The sequence below is a fragment of the Cupriavidus sp. HE11 genome, from assembly GCF_056097175.1.
The window spans coordinates 1,408,038-1,430,775 of sequence record NZ_CP184465.1; the positions used below are offsets into that span (position 1 = coordinate 1,408,038).

Annotated in this window: 19 protein-coding genes; 8 read left to right on the forward strand and 11 right to left on the reverse strand. The window is 64.5% G+C overall.

The window, feature by feature from the left end; all coding sequences use genetic code 11:
• The first annotated feature begins 97 nt into the window (after nucleotides 1-97).
• The 4 genes from fumC (at nucleotide 98) to ACOABP_RS23695 (ending at nucleotide 4,613) form a co-directional block, all read left to right on the forward strand.
• A complete protein-coding gene (gene fumC / locus ACOABP_RS23680; protein WP_066740595.1) occupies nucleotides 98-1,501 on the forward strand; it encodes a class II fumarate hydratase in 1,404 nt (467 codons plus the stop codon).
• 102 nt (nucleotides 1,502-1,603) lie between these two features.
• Nucleotides 1,604-3,256: a sensor histidine kinase gene (locus ACOABP_RS23685; RefSeq protein ID WP_474228072.1), complete on the forward strand. Its 1,653-nt coding sequence runs from the start codon at nucleotides 1,604-1,606 to the stop codon at nucleotides 3,254-3,256.
• Nucleotides 3,237-3,917 carry a response regulator transcription factor gene (locus ACOABP_RS23690; protein ID WP_066740591.1) on the forward strand — a complete coding sequence of 227 codons (681 nt, stop codon included), beginning with the start codon at nucleotides 3,237-3,239 and terminating at the stop codon, nucleotides 3,915-3,917. Before ACOABP_RS23685 ends, ACOABP_RS23690 begins: the two co-directional genes overlap by 20 nt.
• Nucleotides 3,918-4,115: 198 nt before the next feature.
• Nucleotides 4,116-4,613, forward strand: a complete 498-nt coding sequence (locus ACOABP_RS23695) for an SgcJ/EcaC family oxidoreductase (protein WP_474228073.1) — start codon at nucleotides 4,116-4,118, stop codon at nucleotides 4,611-4,613.
• 105 nt (nucleotides 4,614-4,718) lie between these two features.
• Here the strand turns inward: ACOABP_RS23695 and ACOABP_RS23700 are convergent, their stop codons facing one another.
• The 5 genes from ACOABP_RS23700 to ACOABP_RS23720 all read right to left on the reverse strand — a co-directional run bounded on the left by ACOABP_RS23700 (nucleotide 4,719) and on the right by ACOABP_RS23720 (nucleotide 10,782).
• On the reverse strand, nucleotides 4,719-5,027 hold the full coding sequence (locus ACOABP_RS23700) for a hypothetical protein (protein WP_474228074.1): 309 nt from the start codon (nucleotides 5,025-5,027) through the stop codon (nucleotides 4,719-4,721).
• 3 nt (nucleotides 5,028-5,030) lie between these two features.
• Nucleotides 5,031-6,836, reverse strand: coding sequence for a methyltransferase domain-containing protein (locus tag ACOABP_RS23705; protein WP_474228075.1), 1,806 nt, complete (start codon nucleotides 6,834-6,836; stop codon nucleotides 5,031-5,033).
• Nucleotides 6,833-7,696 carry a hypothetical protein gene (locus ACOABP_RS23710; protein ID WP_474228076.1) on the reverse strand — a complete coding sequence of 288 codons (864 nt, stop codon included), beginning with the start codon at nucleotides 7,694-7,696 and terminating at the stop codon, nucleotides 6,833-6,835. Before ACOABP_RS23710 ends, ACOABP_RS23705 begins: the two co-directional genes overlap by 4 nt.
• Nucleotides 7,621-8,241: a hypothetical protein gene (locus ACOABP_RS23715; protein ID WP_474228077.1), complete on the reverse strand. Its 621-nt coding sequence runs from the start codon at nucleotides 8,239-8,241 to the stop codon at nucleotides 7,621-7,623. The genes ACOABP_RS23710 and ACOABP_RS23715 overlap by 76 nt, the downstream gene beginning before the upstream one ends.
• A 282-nt stretch (nucleotides 8,242-8,523) precedes the next feature.
• Nucleotides 8,524-10,782 carry a two-partner secretion domain-containing protein gene (locus tag ACOABP_RS23720; protein WP_474228078.1) on the reverse strand — a complete coding sequence of 753 codons (2,259 nt, stop codon included), beginning with the start codon at nucleotides 10,780-10,782 and terminating at the stop codon, nucleotides 8,524-8,526.
• Nucleotides 10,783-11,615: 833 nt separating this feature from the next.
• On the opposite strand from ACOABP_RS23720, the gene ACOABP_RS23725 reads away from it, so the two are divergent.
• A complete protein-coding gene (locus ACOABP_RS23725) occupies nucleotides 11,616-12,263 on the forward strand; it encodes a response regulator transcription factor (protein WP_066737597.1) in 648 nt (215 codons plus the stop codon).
• Between the two features lie 635 nt (nucleotides 12,264-12,898).
• Nucleotides 12,899-13,975, forward strand: a complete 1,077-nt coding sequence (locus ACOABP_RS23730) for a porin (protein WP_474228079.1) — start codon at nucleotides 12,899-12,901, stop codon at nucleotides 13,973-13,975.
• A gap of 2 nt (nucleotides 13,976-13,977) precedes the next feature.
• Here the strand turns inward: ACOABP_RS23730 and ACOABP_RS23735 are convergent, their stop codons facing one another.
• Nucleotides 13,978-14,646, reverse strand: coding sequence for a DsbA family oxidoreductase (locus ACOABP_RS23735; RefSeq protein WP_066737601.1), 669 nt, complete (start codon nucleotides 14,644-14,646; stop codon nucleotides 13,978-13,980).
• Between the two features lie 150 nt (nucleotides 14,647-14,796).
• On the opposite strand from ACOABP_RS23735, the gene ACOABP_RS23740 reads away from it, so the two are divergent.
• Nucleotides 14,797-14,991: a DUF1059 domain-containing protein gene (locus ACOABP_RS23740; protein ID WP_066737603.1), complete on the forward strand. Its 195-nt coding sequence runs from the start codon at nucleotides 14,797-14,799 to the stop codon at nucleotides 14,989-14,991.
• A gap of 106 nt (nucleotides 14,992-15,097) precedes the next feature.
• Here ACOABP_RS23740 and cyoD read toward each other — a convergent pair whose 3' ends face one another.
• The 4 genes from cyoD to cyoA are packed head-to-tail and all read right to left on the reverse strand — an operon-like array spanning nucleotide 15,098 to nucleotide 19,180.
• Complete coding sequence (gene cyoD, locus ACOABP_RS23745; RefSeq protein ID WP_474228080.1) at nucleotides 15,098-15,496, reverse strand: cytochrome o ubiquinol oxidase subunit IV; 399 nt, start codon at nucleotides 15,494-15,496, stop codon at nucleotides 15,098-15,100.
• A complete protein-coding gene (gene cyoC / locus ACOABP_RS23750) occupies nucleotides 15,496-16,182 on the reverse strand; it encodes a cytochrome o ubiquinol oxidase subunit III (protein WP_474228081.1) in 687 nt (228 codons plus the stop codon). Before cyoC ends, cyoD begins: the two co-directional genes overlap by 1 nt.
• 2 nt (nucleotides 16,183-16,184) lie before the next feature.
• A complete protein-coding gene (gene cyoB, locus ACOABP_RS23755; protein WP_474228082.1) occupies nucleotides 16,185-18,185 on the reverse strand; it encodes a cytochrome o ubiquinol oxidase subunit I in 2,001 nt (666 codons plus the stop codon).
• A gap of 5 nt (nucleotides 18,186-18,190) precedes the next feature.
• Entirely contained in the window at nucleotides 18,191-19,180 is a 990-nt protein-coding gene (cyoA, locus tag ACOABP_RS23760) for a ubiquinol oxidase subunit II (RefSeq protein ID WP_474228083.1), read from the reverse strand.
• 112 nt (nucleotides 19,181-19,292) lie between these two features.
• On the opposite strand from cyoA, the gene ACOABP_RS23765 reads away from it, so the two are divergent.
• Nucleotides 19,293-20,714 carry an aminotransferase-like domain-containing protein gene (locus ACOABP_RS23765; protein ID WP_474228084.1) on the forward strand — a complete coding sequence of 474 codons (1,422 nt, stop codon included), beginning with the start codon at nucleotides 19,293-19,295 and terminating at the stop codon, nucleotides 20,712-20,714.
• Nucleotides 20,715-20,724: 10 nt separating this feature from the next.
• Here the strand turns inward: ACOABP_RS23765 and ACOABP_RS23770 are convergent, their stop codons facing one another.
• Nucleotides 20,725-22,497, reverse strand: a complete 1,773-nt coding sequence (locus tag ACOABP_RS23770; RefSeq protein WP_474228085.1) for an OPT/YSL family transporter — start codon at nucleotides 22,495-22,497, stop codon at nucleotides 20,725-20,727.
• Nucleotides 22,498-22,738 lie beyond the last annotated feature (241 nt).

Here is a 22,738-nt window from a genome sequence, read left to right on the forward strand (position 1 = left end):
GCCGGCGGCAGGGCTATGCGACGCATATGCCACCGGACGGCTATCCTCTAGGTCTGCTCAGATTCAGCTGTGATCTCTTTCCTGAAGGAGTCAGTCCATGTCCGAGAAGTCCACCGCCACCCGCATCGAGAAAGACAGCCTGGGAGACGTCGCCGTCCCCGCCGATCATCTCTGGGGTGCCCAGACCGAAAGGTCACGTCAGAATTTTCGTATTGGCAGTGAAAAGATGCCGCCGGCGCTGATCGAGGCATTCGCGGTCCTGAAACTGTGCGCCGCGCGCGCCAACCGCGAACTGGGCGTGCTCAAGCCGGACGTGGCCGACGCCATCGAAAAGGCCGCCGAGGAAGTGATCGCCGGCAAGTGGCCGGCCGAATTCCCGCTGTCTGTCTGGCAGACCGGTTCCGGCACGCAGACCAACATGAACCTCAACGAGGTCATCTCGAATCGCGCCATCCAGATGCTGGGCGGCGAGGTGGGCAGCAAGAAGCCGGTACACCCCAACGATCACGTCAACGCCAGCCAGTCGTCGAACGACAGTTTTCCGACGGCGATGCATATCGCCGCCACTCGCGCCATTCAGCAGACACTGTTGCCGTCGCTGGAGAAACTGCAACAGACCTTCGCAAAGAAGGTGGAAGCCTTCTCGGATATCGTCAAGGTTGGCCGCACCCATCTGCAGGATGCGGTGCCGCTGACGCTGGGCCAGGAATTTTCCGGCTACATGACGCAGGTGGGCGATGCCCAGTCGCGCCTGCAGCAGGCCATGCTGCGCGCGATGCCGGTGCCCCAGGGCGGTACGGCCGTGGGGACGGGCCTGAACGCACCGCAAGGCTTTGCCGCCGCCTTCGCGCGGGCACTGGCCGGCTATACCGGCCTGCCGTTCGAACCGGCGCCGAACCGCTACGCGTTGCAGGCCGCGCACGATGCGCTGGCCGACCTGTCGGGCGCGCTCAATACCACGGCGTCGTCGTTCCTGAAGATCGCCCGCGATTTCATGCTGCTGGGCTCGGGCCCACGCGCAGGCTTTGCCGAACTGCAGTTGCCGGCCAACGAGCCGGGATCATCGATCATGCCCGGCAAGGTCAATCCGACCCAGGCCGAGGCACTGGCCATGGTCTGTTGCCGCGTGATCGGCAACCACACCACGGTCACGCTGGCAAACAGCCTGGGCACGCTGGAGCTGAACGCGTACAAGCCGGTCATCATCTACAGCCTGTTGCAGTCTGTGACACTGCTGGCCGACGCGGCCGCCAGCTTTGCCGAGCACATGGTGGAAGGCGTGGAGCCCGACCGTGCCCGCATCCAGGAACTGCTGGAGCGCTCGCTGATGTCGGTGACCGCGCTGAATCCGCATATCGGCTATGACAAGGCTGCCGAGATCGCCAAGCTGGCGGTCAAGAAGAACCTGTCGCTGCGCGAAGCGGCCATCGATTCGGGCCACGTCACCAACGAGCAGTTCGACCAGTGGATTGACTTCAAGGCGCTGACCAGAGAAGTCTGACGCCGATCCCATCAGGCAAGGCGGAACGGCCGGCGGTGTTGCGCGGTCTATGCGTAACACCGGCCGCACGGCGCAACACCGCGCGCAACTCAAGATCCTGCCATGTTCCGCTTTCGCCTTTCTCTTGCCTTTGCCCTGCTCGTGGCGCTGGTCTGCATCCAGGCCGGCTTTGTCTACTGGGGTGCCAACCGCGTCAACGACTACGCGCAGCACAGCCGGCTAGCCAGCGACATCCTGTCTGAACTGCTGGACCTGTCCGCCAACAAGCAGCGGCTGCGCGTGTGGGCATCGCAGCGGCTGATGAATGCCGACGCCGCGCCCGAGGTGCGCGACCGCGTGCTGGACAGCATGAAGACCGGCGCGGCCAGACTGCGGGAACTCGCGCAGCGCGACATCGTGCTCTGGAATGAAATATCGGCGCTGGACGGGGTGCCCATCCCGCCCGAAGTCAACGCGCTGGCCAGCATGACGGACCTGCTTGGCGACAATATCGTCGCCGTGGAAAAGCGGCTGGTAGCTCTGCAGCCGTTGCCGCGCGACGCCGACTTCGCCGGGGTATGGCAGGAACTGAATGACGTCTTCGACAAGGCACGCGGCCGCGATTTGAGGGAACTGCTATATGGCGCGATCGATCGTCAGCGGGCTGCCGTTCCCCTGGCGCGGGCCGCCACCGAGCGCGGGCTGGACCGGGTGCGCGCCCAGGCCTTCGGCATGGCGGCCGTGACGTTGCTGGCCGCCATCGTGCTGGCCTGGCAACTGGGGCGGCGCCTCAAACGTCCGCTGGACCAGTTGCTGGAAGGCGTGGGCGCGCTGCGCGCCGGCGCACTGGACTACCGCCTGCCGATACGCTCGGGCGACGAGTTCGAACACGTGGCCGAGGGATTCAACGCCATGGCCGCCGAACTGCAACAACACCGTAGCGATGCCGATGCGGCCCGGCGCCGCCTGGAGGATGCCGTACAGGCGCGCACTGCCGAACTGAGTTCCGCGCATGAAACGCTGCAGCGCATCGACCAGCGCCGCCGGCAACTGTTTGCCGACCTGGGCCATGAACTGCGCACGCCTACCACCGCCATCCGGGGCGAGGCCGAAATCGCGCTGCGCGGCGGCGAGAAGCCTGCGCAGGAATACCGCCAGGCGTTGCAGCACATCGTCGGCGCCGCCGAACAGCTGACCGGGCATATCAATGACCTGCTACTGATTGCCCGCGCCGAGGCTGACCAGCTCGTCATGCAGCCGCAGAGCACGGCACTGTTGCCGCTGCTGCAGGACGCCGCCGACTTTGCCGATGCGCTGGGCGCCGAGCATGACGTGCGCATCCAGCTGCAGTGCCCTGACACGGCCGGCGATATCACGGTCATGGCCGACGCCGACCGGCTGCGCCAGGCCATCGTGATCCTGCTCGACAATGCCATCCGCTATTCGCCGCGTGGCAGCACCGTGTCCCTGCGCTGCCACGCGGCGCCGACCGGCGTGCGCATCGAAGTGGAAGACCGTGGCATTGGTATCGATGCCGACGAACTTGCACTGGTGTTCGAACGTTTCGTGCGGGGTCGCCGCGCCCGGGCGCATCGGGCCGACGGCACCGGCATTGGCCTGTCGATTGCGCAGGCCATCGTCCAGGCCCATCACGGCAGCATCACGCTGACGCAGGTCGAACCTCACGGTACGCGTGCATGTATCGAACTCCCCGGCGGCCCCCATGCTGTCGTTACCGCCAACGCCACCCCACACCATGAACATCCTGGTCATTGAAGACGACGCGCGCGTCGCCGATTTCCTGGTGCGCGGCCTGCGTGCCGAGGGTTATCTCGTCCAGCTTGCGCGCACCGGCCCCGAAGGCCTGGACATGGCCCGCCGTGGCGACGCCGCACTGTTGCTGCTGGACCTGATGCTGCCCGGCATCAACGGCCTGGAGCTGTGCCAGACACTGCGGGCCGAGCGCAATCACGTGCCGATCCTGATCCTGACATCGCTCAGCGATGTGGGCGATCGCGTGGCCGGCCTGCGGCTGGGCGCCGACGACTACCTCACCAAACCGTTTGCGTTCGAGGAACTGCTGGCGCGGATCGAAGCGCTGCTGCGACGCGGACGCGAGCAACAGCCCAAGGCCCAGCAACTGCAGGTAGCCGACCTGGTGCTCGACCGCGAGCGCATGCAGGTCACGCGAGGTGGCAACCCCATCACACTGACCGCAAAGGAGCTGGCGTTCCTGGAACTGCTGATGAACGCCCCGGGACGCGTGTTCAGCCGCGAGCGCATTCTGTCGAACGTCTGGGGCGCCAACGAAGACCCGCTGACCAATATCGTCGATGTCTACGTGCGACGCCTGCGCGGCAAGATCGACGACGGCCACACGTTGCCGCTGCTGAAGACCGTGCGTGGGCTTGGCTACCGGATCGACGACGCGCCCTGAGCGTACGATCGGCACGGGGCCGGAGCATTGCAACGCTGCTGCGGCAATCTGTTCATCTTCCGTTCATCTTTTCGTCAGCATCGCTTCATCGAACGCGCGGCCTGCGGTTAACCTTGGCGCCCGAGAATCAACCTGTGCCGATTCACCGGCGCCGCACCCGCCAGGGTGCGATGACGAGTCTGATCACAGGAAACTTCGATGAAATACGTGGGTGCCGCTTCTCTTATCACCGTCGCCGCAGGCGTTCTGTTTGCTTCGATGCCCGCCACCGCGCAGACCGCCGCCAAGGCGCCGGCGCCGCAGGCATGTGCGCCCGCGACCGAGCAGCAGATTGCCGGCCTGTTCGATCGCTGGAACGATTCGCTGCGCACTGGCGATCCGGACAAGGTCGTGGCCAACTACGCGCCCGATGGCGTGCTGCTGCCGACCGTGTCGAACCAGGCCCGTAACACCCCGGCGGCCATCAAGGACTACTTCGTCAAGTTCCTCAAGAACAAGCCGCAGGGCACCATCGACGACCGCTTCATCCGGATCGGCTGCAACGTGGCGCAGGACGTGGGCAACTACACCTTCCGCTTCGCCGACGGCAGTGCCGTCCATGCGCGGTACACCTATGTGTATGAGTGGCAGAACGGCAAGTGGCTGATTGCACATCACCACTCCTCGGCCATGCCCGAGCCCGCCGCCAAGCACTGATCGCCTGGCGGGTGCACAAGAAAAAGGCGCCGGAGCAATCCGGCGCCTTTCTTTTTTGGCGCATTGACGATGTTCAATGGCCTGGATCCGGGGAAGCAGTCCGGATCAGATGAACTGCCCGAGCACGAACACCCCTGCCGCCGCACCACATACCAGGCCAATGCCGCGGCCAATCAGCATGTTGTCGAGTTCATCGTCCAGCACGAACGGATCGCGGCCGCGCCACAGGGTGCGCTTGAGCAGCGGGCGCGGGAACACAATACAGGCGGACACCCCCACGCCAGCCAGCACATACGCCAAGCGCCCTTCGCCCAGGGCGTCGAGCGGCAGCAGTGCCAGCAGCACCATCACCAATACCGTCACGATCACAGCCAGGAAGATGCCGCCGAACAGACGATCCACGGGATGTTTCATGATTCACTCCTGATCCGAAAGCATGCGCGATGGCTCGCCCAGTGTTTCCGTCGACGATTCATCCGATGATTCGGCGCGCGCGGCAACCAGCCCGAGCAGATGGCCGTTGACACGCGTCACCACCTCGCTCCAGCCACCAGCTGCCTGATTGCGGAACAGTCTCATCGTCGGATACCACGGGCTGTCCTCGCGCACGAGGTGCCAGCGCCAGTCCCCATAGCCGGGCAGCAGCAGCCACGTCGGCTTGCCCATCGCCCCCGCCACGTGGGCAACCGAGGTATCCACCGTCAGCACGAGATCCATCGCCGCGATGGCCCGCGCCGTATCCATCATGGTGTGCGTCGTGACGCCCACGTCATGGAAGTTATCCAGCCGTTTGGCGTATGCAGCGGCCTCGTTGGCACCGGCGCCCTTCTGCAGGCTGTAGAACTCCACGTCCTGATGGGCGAACAGGGGGTCCAGGACCGAAAGAGACGGAAGCGAACGGTACCGGTCGTTCTCGTGCGTCGGCGCCCCCTTGAACGCGATACCCACCTTCAGCGCGCCGGCCCTGCCCATTAGTTCGAAATCAGGCATGCCCGGTGGGATCCGCAGGTAAGGCACCGAATCCGGCAGGGAGTCGAGCTCTACCGGCAGGAAGGCCGGAATGTCGTGCGGGTAGACCCAGAAGTCATGGGCCGGCAACGTGGCCGTCTGGTCGACCGCCACCACGGCGTCCGCCTCGCCCGATGCCTCGAAAAGCGCCACCAGCGGCTTCTGGCACACCACCGTCACCGCTGCTGCGCCGGCCTGGTCGCGCAGCATCTGCGCAAAGCGCAGGAAGAAAATCTCGTCGCCAAGACCAAACTCGCTCCAGATCACAATGGACTTGCCTTGCAGCGGCTGGCCGGTCCATTCCGGGATATCGCCTGGCGGTTCGGCGGTGGTGCGGCGCTGCCAGGGCCACGGCCTGACACGCTCCGCCCGCAGCTGGAATCCCTCGTGGATCTTCCCGTCCGAAATCAGGTGCAGGAACTGGTACAGCTTGGGCTCCCATTCGTCGGGCAGGCGCTCGACGGCCTGGCCCCACAGCGCCTCGATCTCGGTGCTGAGGTTCCAGCGCTGCAGCAACAGCGCCGCCCGCCGCGTGACATCAAAACGGTACGGATAAGTGCGCACAGCGCCCAGACATTCGCGCAGGCAGGCTTGCGCGTTCTGGGCGCGGCCGGCCACCAGGAAGAATTCGTCGGGCGTGGGCACCTGCCGCTTGCGCAGCACGACTTCGATCGCCCGCTCGGCCAGCGAACCCGACGCGCCGCGCGCGCCGCCGTTGTCCACATGGTGATCGCGAACCACGGAAATCCGCTCGCAGGCAGCAATCGCCGCAACCGACCGCACCATATCCAGCACATTGACCGATGCCGGCAGCGTGCTGGCCGGCTTGCAGACCGTAAAGCTTGCACGGCGTGACGGATCGACCTGGCTCGGCCACTTGCCCTCTTCTTCCAGATCCTCGTCCGGGACGGTCAGCACCAGATAGCCACCTGGCTTCAACAGGTCCAGCCAGCGCGCCAGCGTCCTGGTCGGATTGACCACGTTCTGCAGGCATTGACCCGCGTGGACGAAATCGAACGCGCGCTCTTCGACGCCCGGTACCGCTGCGACGTCGCCATGCCATGGCACCACGCGCACGACGCGCGGGAACAGGCTGCGGCTTGCGGCCAGGTCAGATTCCCGAACACCGATATCCAGGCCGACACCCGCGAAGTAGTGCTGGACGAAACACGGATCATGCGCGCGGCGCAGTGCCGCCTTGATCGACGAATTCATGATTGCAGCGCCTTGCTGCGGGTCGGCAGCTTCTGGCGCCAGATTTCCTCGATCCGCTCGCCAAGGATCTCCGGCCGCCCCTTGAAGATCAGTTTCTCGATCGCACGCGGACCTGCCAGCTTCGCGGTCAAGGCATCGCGCTCGGCCCGGTTCTCGATCAGGCGCAGCGCGGCATCGACATACGCCTCCTTCGTCTTGGCGATAGTCCATTCCGGGAAGCCAAGCCGGTGGAACATCCCTTCGTCGATATGCTCGTGGACTTCCCTGCCGGTCTTGCATACGCCCACCAGGCCTGCCCAGACGGTATCGACAATGCCATTGGTGTTGCCGAACGGGAACGGGTTAAGGAACATATCGCAGCCTGCAATCACCTTCATGTAGCTGTGATAATTCTGGTGCTTGTACACCACGGCGTCTTCGCCGACGATGCGCCGAACCAGATTGCGAACCTGCGGGAACACCAGCCCGCTGGCCTGGCCCACCAGGAAGTGGAACTGCACTGGCACCTTGGACTTGCGCGCAATCGCCGCACACGTTTCCAGGAAGCCGGGATTGAGCTTGATCGTGGTGCCGGCAATGGCAATCTTGACCACATCGGATTTCGACGGTGTCTTTTTCGGCAGATCAAGCTCCAACATGGCTGCGGGCGGGCGGTACGGCATGCCGTCGGACGGCAGTTTCAGCAGCTTTTCGCTGAAACACGATTCGTCGCCGACGTAGTCCTCTTCCACCACAACGTAGTCCATGGCATGCCCGTGCGTGGTGGCCGGATGCCGCAGTGCCATCATCTGCAGGGGCGCCACGCGCAGGCAGCCCAGCACCATCGTGATCGGGAACATGCCCACGCTGGGCATATACATCGCCTGCGCCTGGTATTTCTCGCTCGTATCGCGGATGTGGCGGGCATGGCCATTGCCAGCCCGGCGGTCACCACCTTGTTGTGCGCCCAGAGCGCGTCCCAATCAAGTCGGACTTCGGATTCCGGCAGATAGAACAACTGGAACTTGCGCAAATCGGACGTCCGCAACTGCAGCGAATAACGTGCTTCTTCGTCGAGCCCCAATGTCCGCAAGACATGATCGGCATTGCGGAACGGGCTGGCCGCGAACATCGCCGCCAGCCATCGCTGGTATTGCAGCAGCAACGCGCCACCGTGATCGGTAATGCGGAATTCCGGATCGGTCGCCAGGCTGCTGATGGCCGACGTCAGCCGCGTCAGCAAGTGATCGTCCATGATGTCGCGGGCCTCGCCCGACTGCGCCCATTCATCGATATCCATCAGGATGCCGTAGTGGTTGTCGATGCGATTCAGCAAGGCCACCAGTTCGCGGCCTGCTTTTTCATGTTCGCGGCGATAGCAGAGATATTCGAACTTGTTAATGCTGAAGATGGAGGGCTTGGTCATGATGATTTTCCTGTAGAGAGATGATCGTTCCGGTCTTGCTGGCGCGCGCCAGCCGCCTTACGGTTTTATTTGCTCCATGTCACCGATAGCCAGTACTGCGTTGGTTTCTTGCCGGGATCTACCCAGGACGTGGACGAAAATCCATAGGCTTTTGAAATGGACGCGGAAACGGTGGCACCAATGGGCGTCAGCCAGTCGATACCCAGGCCATAACCCGAGAGAATCCGGCGATTGCTGACGCCGGGAACGTTGATGTAGGTCGATTCCCAAAAGGGCCACGGGTTATGGTTGACGCGGCCGATGGCGAAGTCCGAGAAAATGCCAAACTGGACCTGATGACCGGCCGCCACGGGAATACGCTTGTAGGCGCCGGCGTTCAGCACGACGCCATCGTCGAACGACCCTTCGTCGGCACGATAGGCACGCACCGCATTGGGGCCGCCCACGCCAAGCTTTTCGCTCGGGTCCAGGTTCTTGCTGGCGAGTTGTCCATGCACCTGGCCGGTCAGAAACAGATCGCCACTGCGATTCAGTCCGTATTTGCCAAAGCAGAACGCCAGCGCCGATCACGGAACGGCCGTCAATGTTCAGAACACCGCCGGTCGCATCGAAGGTTCCGCTCGAAGCGAATCCACCACTTCTGCCAATCGAAACGCCGATGTCCGTCGTCGAAACGCCGGTAATATTCAAAACTCCACTACCGGTCTTAACAAAACTGGCGTTCTGATCGAAAAGCACACCCACGCCATTGGTCGATGTGCCACTGATGGAGCCGCTCCCGGCAGCCAGGTTGCCGATAATCTGGACGGCACTCCGGTTGCTGGTATCTGCTGTTGTGTCGGCGGTTACCCGAATATCACCATCATTCAGATTGATATTGCTGGTACTACCCACGATCACGGCACCATTGTTGGTGCCCATGCCCGCGGTCATATTCAGATTCAGCCGGCCCGACGTCGAAGTGACATTCGCGTTCAGCGTGATGGTGCCGTTTGCGGCCAGCGTAAGGTTGGCGGCGCCGCCGCTGGTCTTGCTGATCGCTGCATCGCTGTACTGGAAGATGTTGCCAGTGCCGTTCCCCGCGCTGACAGTCGTCAGCGTCACGCTCGTGCCGTTGTTCAGTGCGTCGTTGATGGCCGTATTGCGAACAGTGGCCGAGGTGTTGGTGCCGCCGTTGAATCCACCGGTGATGTTGCCGGTGTAGCCGCTCGGGCCGGTGTCATTATCGATATAGACATTGGTGGGGTCGATCAGCCACTCGCCACCCTTGCCGTTCGGTGCAGACGCGCTGACCCGGCCCTTTACGTCCAGGTTGTGGCCCGACGTTTCAACAAAGCCGCCATCGCCATTGCGCGCCCCTGCATCAATGCGAGCACCTTCGTCCACCTGCGTGTAGTTGGCGAATGCCACGCCGTCCTGCAGCAGCTTTCCGGCTTCCGTGCCGGCCAGCTTGCCCAGGCTGTCGCCGCCCAGCACCACCTTGCCGCCCGCTGCGTCGCCGCTCACGTTGATCGACGCGTTGCCGAACATGCCTACGCGGTCGCCGGACAGCACCACCGTACCGCCCTTGCCGCCAGCCGTCGTGCTGGACGCATCGATGGCGCCCGTCATCGTCACGTCGCCAGTCTTGCCGGCGTCTGCTACCACGGTACCGGCGCGCACCACGCCGCTCAGGTTCACCACCGTGTTGAGCAGCGTGTCCTTGCCGCGCGCGGTCAGCAGCACCGTGCCGTCCTGGGCGCGAATATTGCCGCTGTTTTCCACCAGCGCATTGGCCGTGGCGTTGGTCAGCGTCACCGAGATGCCCTGGCCGTTGTGCAGGGCCACCGTGGCGCTGTCGCCGGCTGCCAGCACTACCTGTCCGCCGGCAGCGGTATTGATGGAACCGCTATTGCGTACCTGGTCGCCGATCAGCGTGACAAAGCCCGCGGCGTTGATATCGCCTTCGTTGATGACACCCGCCTGCTTGCCGGTTGCGGTCAGTGCCAGCGGATTGCCGGCCATGAAGGCGCCGGCATCGATGGCCTTGGTGGTAGCCAGCAGCGAGCCCACGTTTACCACCGCGCCCCTGCCGAACAGCACGCCGTTGGCGTTCTGAATCAGCACCTGGCCGTTGGCCAGCAGCGAGCCCTGGATGTTCGTCGGTACGCCGCCCGTTACGCGGTTCAGCGCCTGCGCCTGCGCGTTGGGCTGGTTGAACTGGACGGTATTGCCCTTGCCGATGCTGAACGTGTTCCAGTCGATCACGGTGCGCTGGCTGCCCTGATCGATATGCATCGTGTTGCCGTTGGGCTGCGAGATCGTGGCCTGGCCGCCCACCACGTTGCCGTTGGTCGGCAGCGCCTGTGCAAAGACTGGTGTCGACTCCAGAACCAGCATGGCCAGCGCGATGGCGGTCATCGCGGACACCACGCCAAACTGTGCGCCATCACCGCTGCCGCCCTCTCCCGGGCGCTTGCCCTGGCTCTTCACGTTCTCCGCTACGGCCACGAGCATGCCAAGGCGCTTGCTGAATACGCGACGATACCGATTCTTGTTCATGGACTGATCCTAAAGATTTATTGCTCAGCGCCGTCCCGATTGCACGGCGATGGTTGAATGGCTGTCGCGTTCGTCGCGTCATGGCGAATTCGCCAGAACGCCTTTGGCGACTGTTCGCTTCGGATCGTATGGAAGAAGCCTTGGCCGCGTAATCGTAGAATTACTAAAGTGGGAGGCGTCAGAAGAAACCACGCGACATTACAGACCTGTCTCAAATGAGAAGCCGCGGGAGGTGAATAGTAATTTGACGAAATTTGCCCAATGCCACAGCACGGCACGCAAATTCGAGTTAGTTCCATAGGCGGATATCTGTCTATTCAGCAGACTCGTCAGATTGACTTTGCGCAGTCAGCCACTTGTCGAAATGGCGCGCTGGTCAAGCTAATCCACTCAAGGGAAATGGAAATATTTCCATCCAGCCGGGGATGTGGGGAATTTACGCTTTAATTTGCGCTGACTGGGCAGTGGTCTCGTGTGTCGAGATTTGAAAAGTCGCGATCTGAATGATCGAATACTCGAAGCGAAATATCAGCGCTTGCAAAGGGGGGTTGATTCAGGGGACATTCGCACCGGATCGGATGCTGCAACGAAATATTTTCCTGTCCTGTCCCTGCAATGGGCAACTGGCAATACAAGGCCGGCTTGTAAGAGATATGGCACCACTTCAAAATTGAATCGGGGCTTTGAACGGCGCGCGCCGCATTTTGCGCAGTCCGCATCGCCACGAACATGCCTGCGCCTTTCCGCGCCTTCCACAACTGGCTTGCCGACTGGTAGACGCGTACACCGGTCGCCCGGCCCATCACACATCGGGTTATTCCGGGAATCGCACTATGACAACCATACGGGTCATGCTGGCTGACGATCATCCGTTCATCGTGTTCGGCCTGCGCGAGATGCTGGGCAAACGGCTTGGCTTCAATGTGGTAGCCGAAGCCACCGGCCCGCGACTGCTGCTGGAAAAACTGGCACGTATCGAATGCGATGTCCTGATAACCGATTTCTCGATGCCTTGTGCAGATGCCCCGGACGGGCTCGCGCTGCTGCATTGCATCCGTACGAGATTCCCGAATGTCCGGATCGTGGTGCTGACCATGCTCGATAATCCCGGGCTGCTTGGCTGCATCCGCAAGGCCGGGGCGCTGGCATTGCTGAACAAGCGCGACGGCCTGCAGGAGTTGTCCAACGCCGTCATTGCCGCGTTCCAGGGGCGCGAGCATCTGAGTGCGTCGGTCAGGCAGGCACTCGCCAGGCTCGGCGCGGGAAACCCTGAAGCCGTCGCCAGCAGCCGGCTCAGTCCGCGTGAGATCGAGGTGCTGCGGCTCTACGTCGGGGGGATGACCACATCGGACATTGCCCGGTACCTGAACCGGAGCATCAATACGGTCAGCACCCAGAAACACAGCGCCATGCGCAAGATTGGCGTGAAGAACGATGCGGAGTTGTATGACTACGCCATCGAGCATGGGCTCAAGGCATAGCCGATAGCCCAGGAAACCAGCGTCTGGAAAAAAGGCCCCCGAGCCGCGACGGACCGGCCTGGGGGTTGGAAGGGGAATGCGCGGCCCGGGGGGTCAGCCGGGCCGCGTTAGCCAAGGGCCGGTCAGGGCCCTCGATGAAACAGGCTACCGGCGCAGGCGCCGTTCCGACATGGAAGGAACTCGAAAATCCGCGCCGGATTGCGTGACGGGCAGGACGGCAATTCGATGCCGTGGCAAGAAGCGTGACGAAGTGCGGCGTACGCTGCATTTGAGTCATCAACCCGCCATGCGGTAAACTACGGCCCTTCCGTCGCAACGGGCGCGGCCATTTGATGCCTTTCAGGCACTCCGGCCATCGCCAACGTCGAAGTGGTGCGGCGGATATCCATCAGGGCCTTGCGCCCGTCCCTGGCTTGCCTGCGCCTTGCTCGCAGCATTCGCCTCCGTGACTTCGACCCTCGATCCGGGCCCTGCGCCCCTGGCTGCATCTGGCGGCCGTATCCCGGATAACGCCCCGCGCGCCTTCGCCAGAAGGACTTCCGCACGGGACTGGAACCCCCTCAGGTACTTGCCTGAACCGACCCTTCCCCGACGCCTGCGCGCGCCGGGCGGATCCGTATTCCGGAGGAAAATTCGTGAAGAAACCAGCCAGCCTTTGGCTGCTCGCGGCCGGGCTGTTGCCTTGCGCTGCATACGCCGACCCTGGCGTGACCCTGTATGGCATCGTCAGCTCGGCGATGCGCTACACATCGAATATCGATGCCCGCCATCACGACCAGCTGGCGCTGGTATCGGGCGGCATGGTGGGCAGCCGTTTCGGCCTGAAGGGCTCCGAAGACCTGGGCGGCGGCAATCACGCGATCTTCCAGCTGGAATCGGGCTTCGGCAGCGATACCGGACAGGCGGCCTACAACAGCTTCTTCGGGCGACAGGCCTGGGTGGGCCTGAGCGGCGACTGGGGCAGCCTCACGTTCGGGCGGCAGTACAACGCGCTGAACAACATCGGCTGGGCGTTCGATCCGCTGGACCAGGGCTGGGGCAACTTCTGGTCCGATCCGCTCTACATCGGCGGCGACATCTTCTTCCAGGATTACCGCATCAACAACAGCGTGGTCTACCAGCGCACGGTGGGGCCGTTTTCGGTACAGCTGGACTACGGCGCCGGCGAGCAGCCGGGCAGCATGAACCATGGCACCACGCTGGGTGGCGGTGTGAAGTACAGCCAGGGGCCGCTGGCGCTGGGCGTGGCGTATGACCAGCGCCGCAGCGACGACGGCAGCAACACGGTGCGCAATTATTCGGTGGGGGGCTCGTACACGATCGGCAAGGCGACGGGCTACGTCGGCCATATGGGCCGGCGCGAATCGGCCGGCCAGGCGCGCTACAACATCTCGTTCGTCGGCCTGGGCTACCAGCTTACGCCGGTGCTGCATCTGTCTGGCGCGTACTACCGCTACCAGCAGTCAGGCGACGTCACCACGCAATTCCAGGACACGCCGGTACACCTGGGCGGCGGCAATGCCGACAGCGTGGCATTCGTGGCCGACTATGCGTTCTCCAAGCGCACCAGCGTGTACCTGGAGACCGATGTGGTTCACGCACGCGGCGGCACCGTGGGACGCGAGACCGAGTACTGGGCCGGCACCCCCGTCACCGATGTCAGCCGCACCACGCGCGTCGGCGCGATGGTCGGCGTGCGCCACCACTTCTGAGGTCAGGCGCCCTGGGCGCCCTTCGCCTCGCTCGCTTCTTTGGCGATTTCGCGGATGGCCTGCTCGAATGCCTCGACCGGCTGGCCGCCCGTGACCAGGTAGCGGTTATTGAAGATCACCGACGGCACGGACTGGATGCCCATGCCCTGGTACTGGCGCTCCTCGTCGCGGACTTCATCGGCATAGGCGTCGCTGTCCAGCACCTTGCGGGCCTCGGCGGCGTCCAGCCCCACCGACTGCACGGCCTCAAGCAGCACGTCGTGGTTGCTCGGGTCCTTGCTGTCGCCGTGATAGGCCTGCAGCAGCGCCTGCTTCAGCGGCAGCTGCTTGCCCTGCGCGGCGGCCCATTGCAGCAGGCGGTGGGCATCGAACGTGTTGTAGATGAAATTGCGCGGCCCGAACGTGAACCCCACGCTGGCGCCGCGCTCGCGGATCATCTTCTGGGTCTCGGCGATCTGTTCCGGCGTACGGCCGTACTTCCGGGCGATGTAGTCGAGCACCGGCTCGCCCTCGGGCCCCATCTGGGGGTTGAGCTCGAACGGGTGCATCACCACCTCGGCATCCACCACGTCGCGCGTGCGCTCCACGGCCTGCATCAGCGATGACAGCCCGATGGCGCACCAGGGGCAGGCGATATCCGAGACAAAGTCGATCCGGAGTGATTGAGTCATGGCTTTCTTCCAGTGGGCTGGTAAGGGGGTCAAACAGGTTGAAGGCCGACAGGGTAGCCCGATTTGCCGATGCCTGCAGGCGTCCGCGCAATCACCCCGCGCCCTATACTGGATCAGGCGCGCCCTCCACGCGCGCCAGGAGGGCCTGCCATGGGACGCAAATACATCGATTGCCGCGACTATCCCAGTGAAATGCACTGCACGGTCGCACTGAGCGCCGACACCGAGGACGAACTGCTGGAAGCAGCGGTGCAGCACGCCGTCCAGGTGCATCAGCACCAGGACACCCCCGAGCTGCGGTCGCAGCTCAAGACGCTGTTCAAGGAAGGCGCCCCGCCCGCGTGATGACCCTTCGCTGACGGACCTGCGCAGAACGCAAAAAAGGACAGATCGTGCGGGGCACGTCTGTCCTGTCAAAAACCGGCCCCAGCCCGAGTCCGGTACAGATGCCTCAGCGGCCCGTGCCCGCCCCAGCTGGCACGGACTGCATCGGCATCATGTTCAGGTTGGCGTTGTGCATGACCCAGAGCGATCCCGACACGACGATGGCAATCAGGAACACCGTGCACGCGAAGATCGCCGTATTGCCGCGCTGACCCTTGCGCGGCCCCAGGTGCAGGAAGAACACCAGCTGCACCAGCAACTGCGTGACGCACAGCGCCACGATCAACGCCAGGCCCGCACGCGGCGTGAGCACCCGGCCCATCACGGCACCGAACGACAGGAAGGTCAGCACCAGTGACAGTGCATAGCCGATCAGATGGCTGCGCAGGCTGCCGTGGGCGGCGCCATGGGCATCCGCGTGGGCGTCCGCGTGGGCATGTGTATGGGCGTGTTGTGGATGGGACATCAGAGGAACTCCCGCAGATAGACGACCGTGAACACGAAGATCCACACCAGGTCCAGGAAATGCCAGAACAGGCTCAGGCAGGCCAGCCGGCGGCGCACCACGGCGTCGAGCCCGAACACCTGCACCTGGTTGACCATCACGATGATCCACAGCAGGCCGGCGCTGACGTGCAGGCCGTGCGTGCCCACCAGCATGAAGAACGCCGACAGGTAGGCGCTGCGGTTCGGGCCGGCGCCCTCGTGCAGCAGTTCGCGGAATTCGTAGACTTCCATGCAGACGAAGGCCGCGCCCAGTGCGAAGGTCAGCACCAGCCAGCGGATCACCGCCTGCGGGTTGCCCTGGCCGCCCTTGCCCTCGTGCAGCTTCAGCATCGCCACGCCGAACGTCAGGCTGCTGGTCAGCAGCAGCACGGTCTCGCCCAGCACGAAGCGCAGGTCGAACAGCTCGCGGCCCGTGGGGCCGCCGGCCGTACCGTTGAGCAGCACGCCGAACGTGGCGAACAGCGACGCGAAGATCAGGCAATCGCTCATCAGGTAGATCCAGAACCCCAGCTTGAGGGTGGATTCCGTCTGATGGGCGTGATGCGCGTGGTCGTGATCGTGGGCGGCTTCGTGCGCATGGGCGTCCGGCGCGGCGCCGGGTGGCAGCGCCGCGGCATCGCCACGCAGCTTCAGGGTTGTCGTCATGATCAGTTGGCCCCCTTCAGTTGCGCGGCAGGTTGCGTACCCAGCAGCGCAAAGCGGGCGCGCTCGATGCGCTCGACTTCGGCGGCCGGCACGTAGTAGTCCACGTCACGATCGTAGGCGCGGGCGATGAACGTGAAGATCATCGCGGCCAGGCCAAAGCCGGCCATCCACCAGATATGCCAGACCAGCGCAAAGCACAGCACCAGCCCGAACACCGACACCAGGAAACCGGTGGACGTGTTGCGCGGCATATGGATGTCCTCGTACTGCGCGGGCGGCGCGTAGGCGGTGCCCGCTTCCTTGTTGTCCCAGTGCTGCTCCAGCGACGTGATCTTCGGCACGTGCGCGAAGTTGTAGAACGGCGCCGGCGATGCCGTGGCCCATTCCAGGCTGCGGCCGTCCCACGGGTCGCCGGTCACGTCCATGTTCTGCTTGCGGTCGCGCACGCTGACAAACAGCTGCCACAGGATCGCCAGGATGCCGCAGCCGATGACCACGGCGCCCACCAGCGCCACGACCAGGTACGGCTGCCAGTCCGGATTGTTGTAGTGGTTCATGCGGCGCGTCATGCCTTGCAGGCCCAGCGCGTAGAGCGGCATGAAGGCCAGGTAGAAGCCGATCAGCCAGCACCAGAACGCGACCTTGCCCCAGAACTCGTTCAGCGTGAAGCCGAACACCTTCGGGAACCAGAACGTCATGGCGGCCAGGCAGCCGAACACCACGCCCCCGATGATCACGTTGTGGAAGTGGGCGATCAGAAACAGGCTGTTATGCAGCACGAAGTCCGCCCCCGGTACCGCCAGCAGCACGCCGGTCATGCCGCCCACGGCAAACGTCACCATGAAGCCGATGGTCCACAGCGTGGACGAGTGGAAGCGGATGCGCCCCCGGTACATCGTGAACAGCCAGTTGAACAGCTTCACGCCGGTGGGGATCGAGATGATCGACGTCATGATGCCGAAGAACGCATTGACGCTGGCGCCCGAGCCCATGGTGAAGAAGTGATGCAGCCAGACGAAGAACGACAGCACGCCGATCGACGACGTGGCATAGACCATCGACGTGTACCCGAACAGCGGCTTGCGCGAGAACGTGGAGATGATCTCCGAGAACGCGCCAAAGCACGGCAGGATCAGCACGTAGACCTCGGGGTGACCCCAGATCCAGATCAGGTTCACGTACATCATGGCGTTGCCGCCCAGCTCGCTGGTGAAGAAATGCATGTCCAGGTAGCGGTCGGCGGCCAGCAGCGCCAGCGTGGCGGTCAGCACCGGGAAGATGGCGACGATCAGGATGTTGGTGATCAGCGCGGTCCACGTGAACACGGGCATCTTCATCAGGTTCAGGCCCGGCGCGCGCATGCGCAGGATCGTCACGATGAAGTTGATGCCGGTCAGCGTGGTGCCCAGCCCCGATATCTGCAATGACCATATGTAGTAGTCCACCCCGACGGTCGGGCTATACCCGAGCCCGCTCAGCGGCGGATACGCAACCCAGCCCGTGGCGGCGAAGTCGCCGACGAACATCGACATCATGACCAGCACCGCGCCCATCGCCGACATCCAGAAGCTCAGCGAATTGACGAACGGGTAGGCCACGTCGCGCGCGCCGATCTGCAGCGGCACGATCACGTTCATCAGGCCCAGGATGAACGGCGTGGCCACGAAGAAGATCATGATGACGCCGTGCGCGGTGAAGATCTGGTCGTAGTGGTGCGGCGGCAGGTAGCCCACCGCCTCGCCCACGGCAATGGCCTGCTGGGTGCGCATCATGATGGCATCGGCAAAGCCGCGCAGCAGCATGACCAGCGCCAGGATGATGTACATCACGCCAATGCGCTTGTGGTCGACCGAGCAGATCCACTCCTTCCAGAGATAGTCCCACTTCTTGTAGTACGTAACGGCGCCCAGCAGCGCTGCGCCGCCGAGCAGCACCACCACCAGCGTGCCCATGATGATGGGCTCGTGCAGGGGGATGGCGTCGAGAGAGAGTTTTCCGAACATGATGATTAGCGCTCCAGCGTCGTCTGCTGCGCCGGGAGCGGCGGCATGTTGGCGCCGGCAATGGCGCTGATTGTCACAGGGCTGTCGGATCGGCAAATCTCACCGTAAGCGCCGTTGCTTGCCATGTACTGGTCCACCACGCCCTGGAACAGGCGCGGCTCAACCTTGGCGTACACGGTGACGGGGTCCTTGCTGCTGGGCTGTTCCAGCTTGCGGTAGGCGGCTTCGTCGAGCGTGTTGCCCGAGGCGCGGGCGCGTTCGATCCACGCATCGAACGCCGCGCGCGACGTGGCGATGGTGCGGAAGTGCATGTCGGAGAAGCCCGACCCGCTGTAGGCAGCCGAGCGGCCGTCGAACACGCCGGTCTCGTCGGCAATCAGATGCAGCTTGGTCTGCATGCCGGCCATCGCATAGACCATGCTGCCCAGCCGCGGGATGAACAGCGCGTTCATCGTCGATTCCGCCGTGATGCGGAAATTGATCGGCGTGCCCACGGGGATGGGCAGTTCGTTCAACGACGCCACGCCGTACTGCGGATAGATAAACAGCCATTTCCAGTCGAGCGCGACCACATCCACTTCCAGCGGCGCCACTTTCGATTCGAGCGGGCGGAACGGATCGAGCTTGTGCGTGGTGTCCCAGATGATGACGCCAAGCAGGGCCACGATCACGCACGGGATGCCCCACACGACCACTTCGATCCTGGTGGAATGCGACCAGCGCGGCGCGTACTCGGCCTTGGTGTTGGTCTCGCGATAGCGCCACGCGAAGACCAGCGTGAGGATGATCACGGGGATCACCACCAGCAGCATCAGCGCGGTAGCCAGCACGATCAGGTTGCGCGTCTGCACGCCGATGGACCCGCTTGGGTTCAGCAGGTCCCACGAACAGCCGGTCAGGATCAGGGGAGTGATGGCGTACAGCCACGCACGGGGGGAACGAATCGATGGGGGGCGCCGACGCACGCGTCTGGGGTCGGCCGGTTGCTCACGCATTTCAACACCTTCTTACAGGGGCACAGGCGGGGTGGCCCAGACAACATCCCGGTATTTGTATGGATTTGCCTGGGTTGTGCGGCATGCTAAGGTAAGACAACACCCATACAAGATGAGGCTTGTCTTGCGTACAACGAATTCGCCGCTGCATCCCGATCTGGAAGACAAACCCGGCTGGATCGGCGCATTCGCCGCCGCTGGCGGGCCGCGCTACGTGCAGATCGCCGGCTTCCTGGAACGCGCGATGGCCGATGGCGTGCTGGCGCCGGGCGACCGCCTGCCCCCGCAGCGCGAGCTGGCGGCGCTGCTCGGGGTTGACCTGACCACCGTCACGCGCGCGCTGGCCGAGGCGCGGCGGCGGGGGCTGGTGGAGCCGCGTGGATCCCTGGGCACTTTTATTGCGGCACCCACGTTCGAACTGGCGCAGGCGGTGGACCTGAGCATGAACGTGCCGCCGCCCCCGGAAGGCATCGACTTCGCCGACATGCTGCGGCGCGGCCTGGCCCAGGTCACGCTGCGGGCCGATGCCAACCTGCTGATGACCTACCAGCTTGGCGGCGGCACGCTGCCCGACCGCGTGGCCGGCGCGCAGTGGCTGGCGCCGATGCTGGGCGATGTCCCGCACGACCGCGTGATCGCCAGTCCGGGTGCGCAGTCGGCGCTGGCGGCGCTGATGCTGTGCCGGACCACGCCCGGCGCGGCCATTGCCGCCGAGCCGCTGATCTATCCGGGTGTGCGTGGCGCGGCCGCCGAACTGGGCCGCCACGTGGTCACCATCGCCACCGACGACGACGGCATGCGGCCCGATGCGCTGGACGCGGCGTGCAGCACCGGCAATGTCCAGCTGATCTACCTGAACCCGACGCTGCAGAACCCCACCACACATACGATGCCCGAGGCGCGCCGCCGCGAGATTGCGCGCGTGGCCCGGCAGCACGGCGTGCTGATCGTCGAGGACGACCCCTACTGGCTGCTGACGCCCGACGCCCCGCTGCCGGTGGCAGCCATCGCCCCGGCGCAGACCGTCTACATCGCCACGCTCGCCAAATGCCTGAGCCCCGGCCTGCGCACCGCCTATGTGGTGGCGCCCGACCGCGAACTGCAGGAGTCGATCCTGGCCGCGCTGCGGGCGATCACGCTGATGGCATCGCCGATTGCCACGGCATTGGCAACGCAGTGGATTCGTGACGGCTCGGCGGCGGAACTGCTGGCAGGCATCCGCACCGAAGCCGCCGCACGGCAGCAGATTGCCCGGCAATGGCTGGCGGCCAGCGGCCCCTATACGCCGTCGGGCATCCACGTCTGGCATCCATTGCCCAGCTACTGGTCATCGGTCGGTTTCAGCCGTGCCGCGCAGGACGAATCGCTGCGCGTCACCGCATCTGACGTGTTCTACGACGGCGCCGCCCCGCCCAACGCCATCCGCATCTCGCTCGGCGGCGTAGCCGAACGCGCGCAGTTGTCGATGGCCCTGAAAAAACTATCGGGCCTGCTGGCCCGCAAGCCGCCCAATGCGTCGATGGCGGTGATCTGAATCACATCGCCTACGCCACCACTGCCATCAATCCCGCAATCCCGAAGCCAAGCGCGGCCAGGGCGTCGCCGGCGATCAGTCCGCCGCCGATCAGCGATGTGGTGCTCATGTCCTCGGGCAAGGCAGCGTCGCGCGATGCCGGGCGCTGGCGGCTTTCCAGCAGGCTCGCGGTCACGCCGCCCGCCGCCATCCAGGCAGCAGCAGGCAGGTTGACGAAGCCACCGAACGACGATGCGTAGGGCGAAGGCAGGATGACGGCGTCGAGCATGAAGTCGCACGCGCGGCCAGCGCGGCTCCGTTCTGCAAACCGCCGGTAGCGCGCCGACGCGAAGATGGCCTTGCGCAGGATCTCGGTCGCCAGCCCGATTGCCAGGCCGATCCACACCGCCAGCCGCTGGTAGGGCCGGTCCTCGGTCATGCTGCGCAGTGCGCCGACGATCTTGTAGGTCATCGCCGAAGTCCAGCGCGCAGGCTGCTGGTCTGCCGGCAATACGGTCTGGTCCAGGCGCAGCACCGGATAGGCGTCCATGAACAGCCGCGCCAGCAGCACCGCCAGGATCGCCCCGGCCACGATGCCCGCCACCTGGTAGCCGAACTGCACCATGCGGTCGGTGCCGAGCCGCCAGCCCGTGGAGCGGTCCTGCTGCATGTCGCACGCCTCCGCCGTGGAGACCAGCAGCACCGTGGCCGCGATCAGGCCAATATGCGGCTCGCGCAGGCCCACCGCCGCCATCAGGATCACGGTCAGCACAAATGCCGAAGAGATCGGGTTCTGGTCGACCATGCCCACCGAAATGCCATTGACCAGCGCAAAGATCAGCACCAGCACCACGGCCATCAGCTGATAGCCTGCCGGCTGGCCGAACCACGCCACGCCTGCAGCCACCACCGCCAGCCCCCAGACGACGACCCATGCCACGATCCATCGTTGCGGCATCGCGGCCGCATTCCCCTGCCTGCCGGCTGTGCCCGTCGTACCCGGCGCCCCGCTTGGCTGCACGCGCGCCCGTTGCCACGCACGCCCCAGCAACAGCAGCACATCGACGGCCGCCGCCCCCAGGATCATGCCCAGCGCAAACAGGAACGTGATCTTGCGGTATGGATCGCCAGGCGCGAGCCAGCCAATCGAAACGAAATACGGCGTCAGCGCCCAGCCCGCCAGCCCGCCAACCAGCGCGGCAATGCCAATGCGCGCGCCGACGATCATGCCCGCGCCAAATGTCGAAGCGGACAGGTCGATAGCTCCCAGCCACGCAACGCGCGTGGTGCCCACGCTTGCCAGCACCCCCAGCCCCATGCCTCCCGCCAGCCGCGCAATCGACCGCCGCAGCAGTACGGGGTCTGTCAGCGCGCGCAGGATATTCGCCACCGCCAGCCCGGACGGGAACGTCAGCTGCATGCGATCGACCAGCAACGGCGTGTAGAGCATGCCAACACCCACGCCGTACATGCCGATGCAAAGCATGTAGCCGATCAGTTGCCACAACGGCGGCTGCGCCATGCCCATCCAGCCCATGGCCTGAATGACCACCACCATGCCACCCATGCCCGCCACCGAAGCGGCTGCCGTCTGGATGTAGTTGGCACCGTGGCGGCCGGCGGCGCCGTAGCCGGCGGTGACCGCCGAGCCGAGGATGCCTGCCAGCACCTGCCCGCCCACGAAGAACCCCAGCGACAGGTTCATGTAGGCCGCCGCGATGCCGCCCAGCGGCCCGAGCACGAGCATGCCGGCGGCGCCGAGCAGCGCGTGGTATTGCCAGGTGTTGGGCTTGGGCAGGTGCATGCGGGTCGAAGGTTGGCGTTGGAGGGTGGTGGATGCGCCTGCCCTTTTCCCCTTCCCTCTCCAGCAAGCGGAAGAGGGGCAAACACCTCGGGCAACTGCATCGCCTTCGGATGGCTCCCCTCACCCGCGTGCGGGAGAGGGGTTGGGGGAGAGGGAGGCCCTGTCCATCACCAAAACGCCCAAAGCGTACCCATTTCTGCGTGAATCCCCCAGCGAAAAATCGGGGGGCGTACCCATTTCT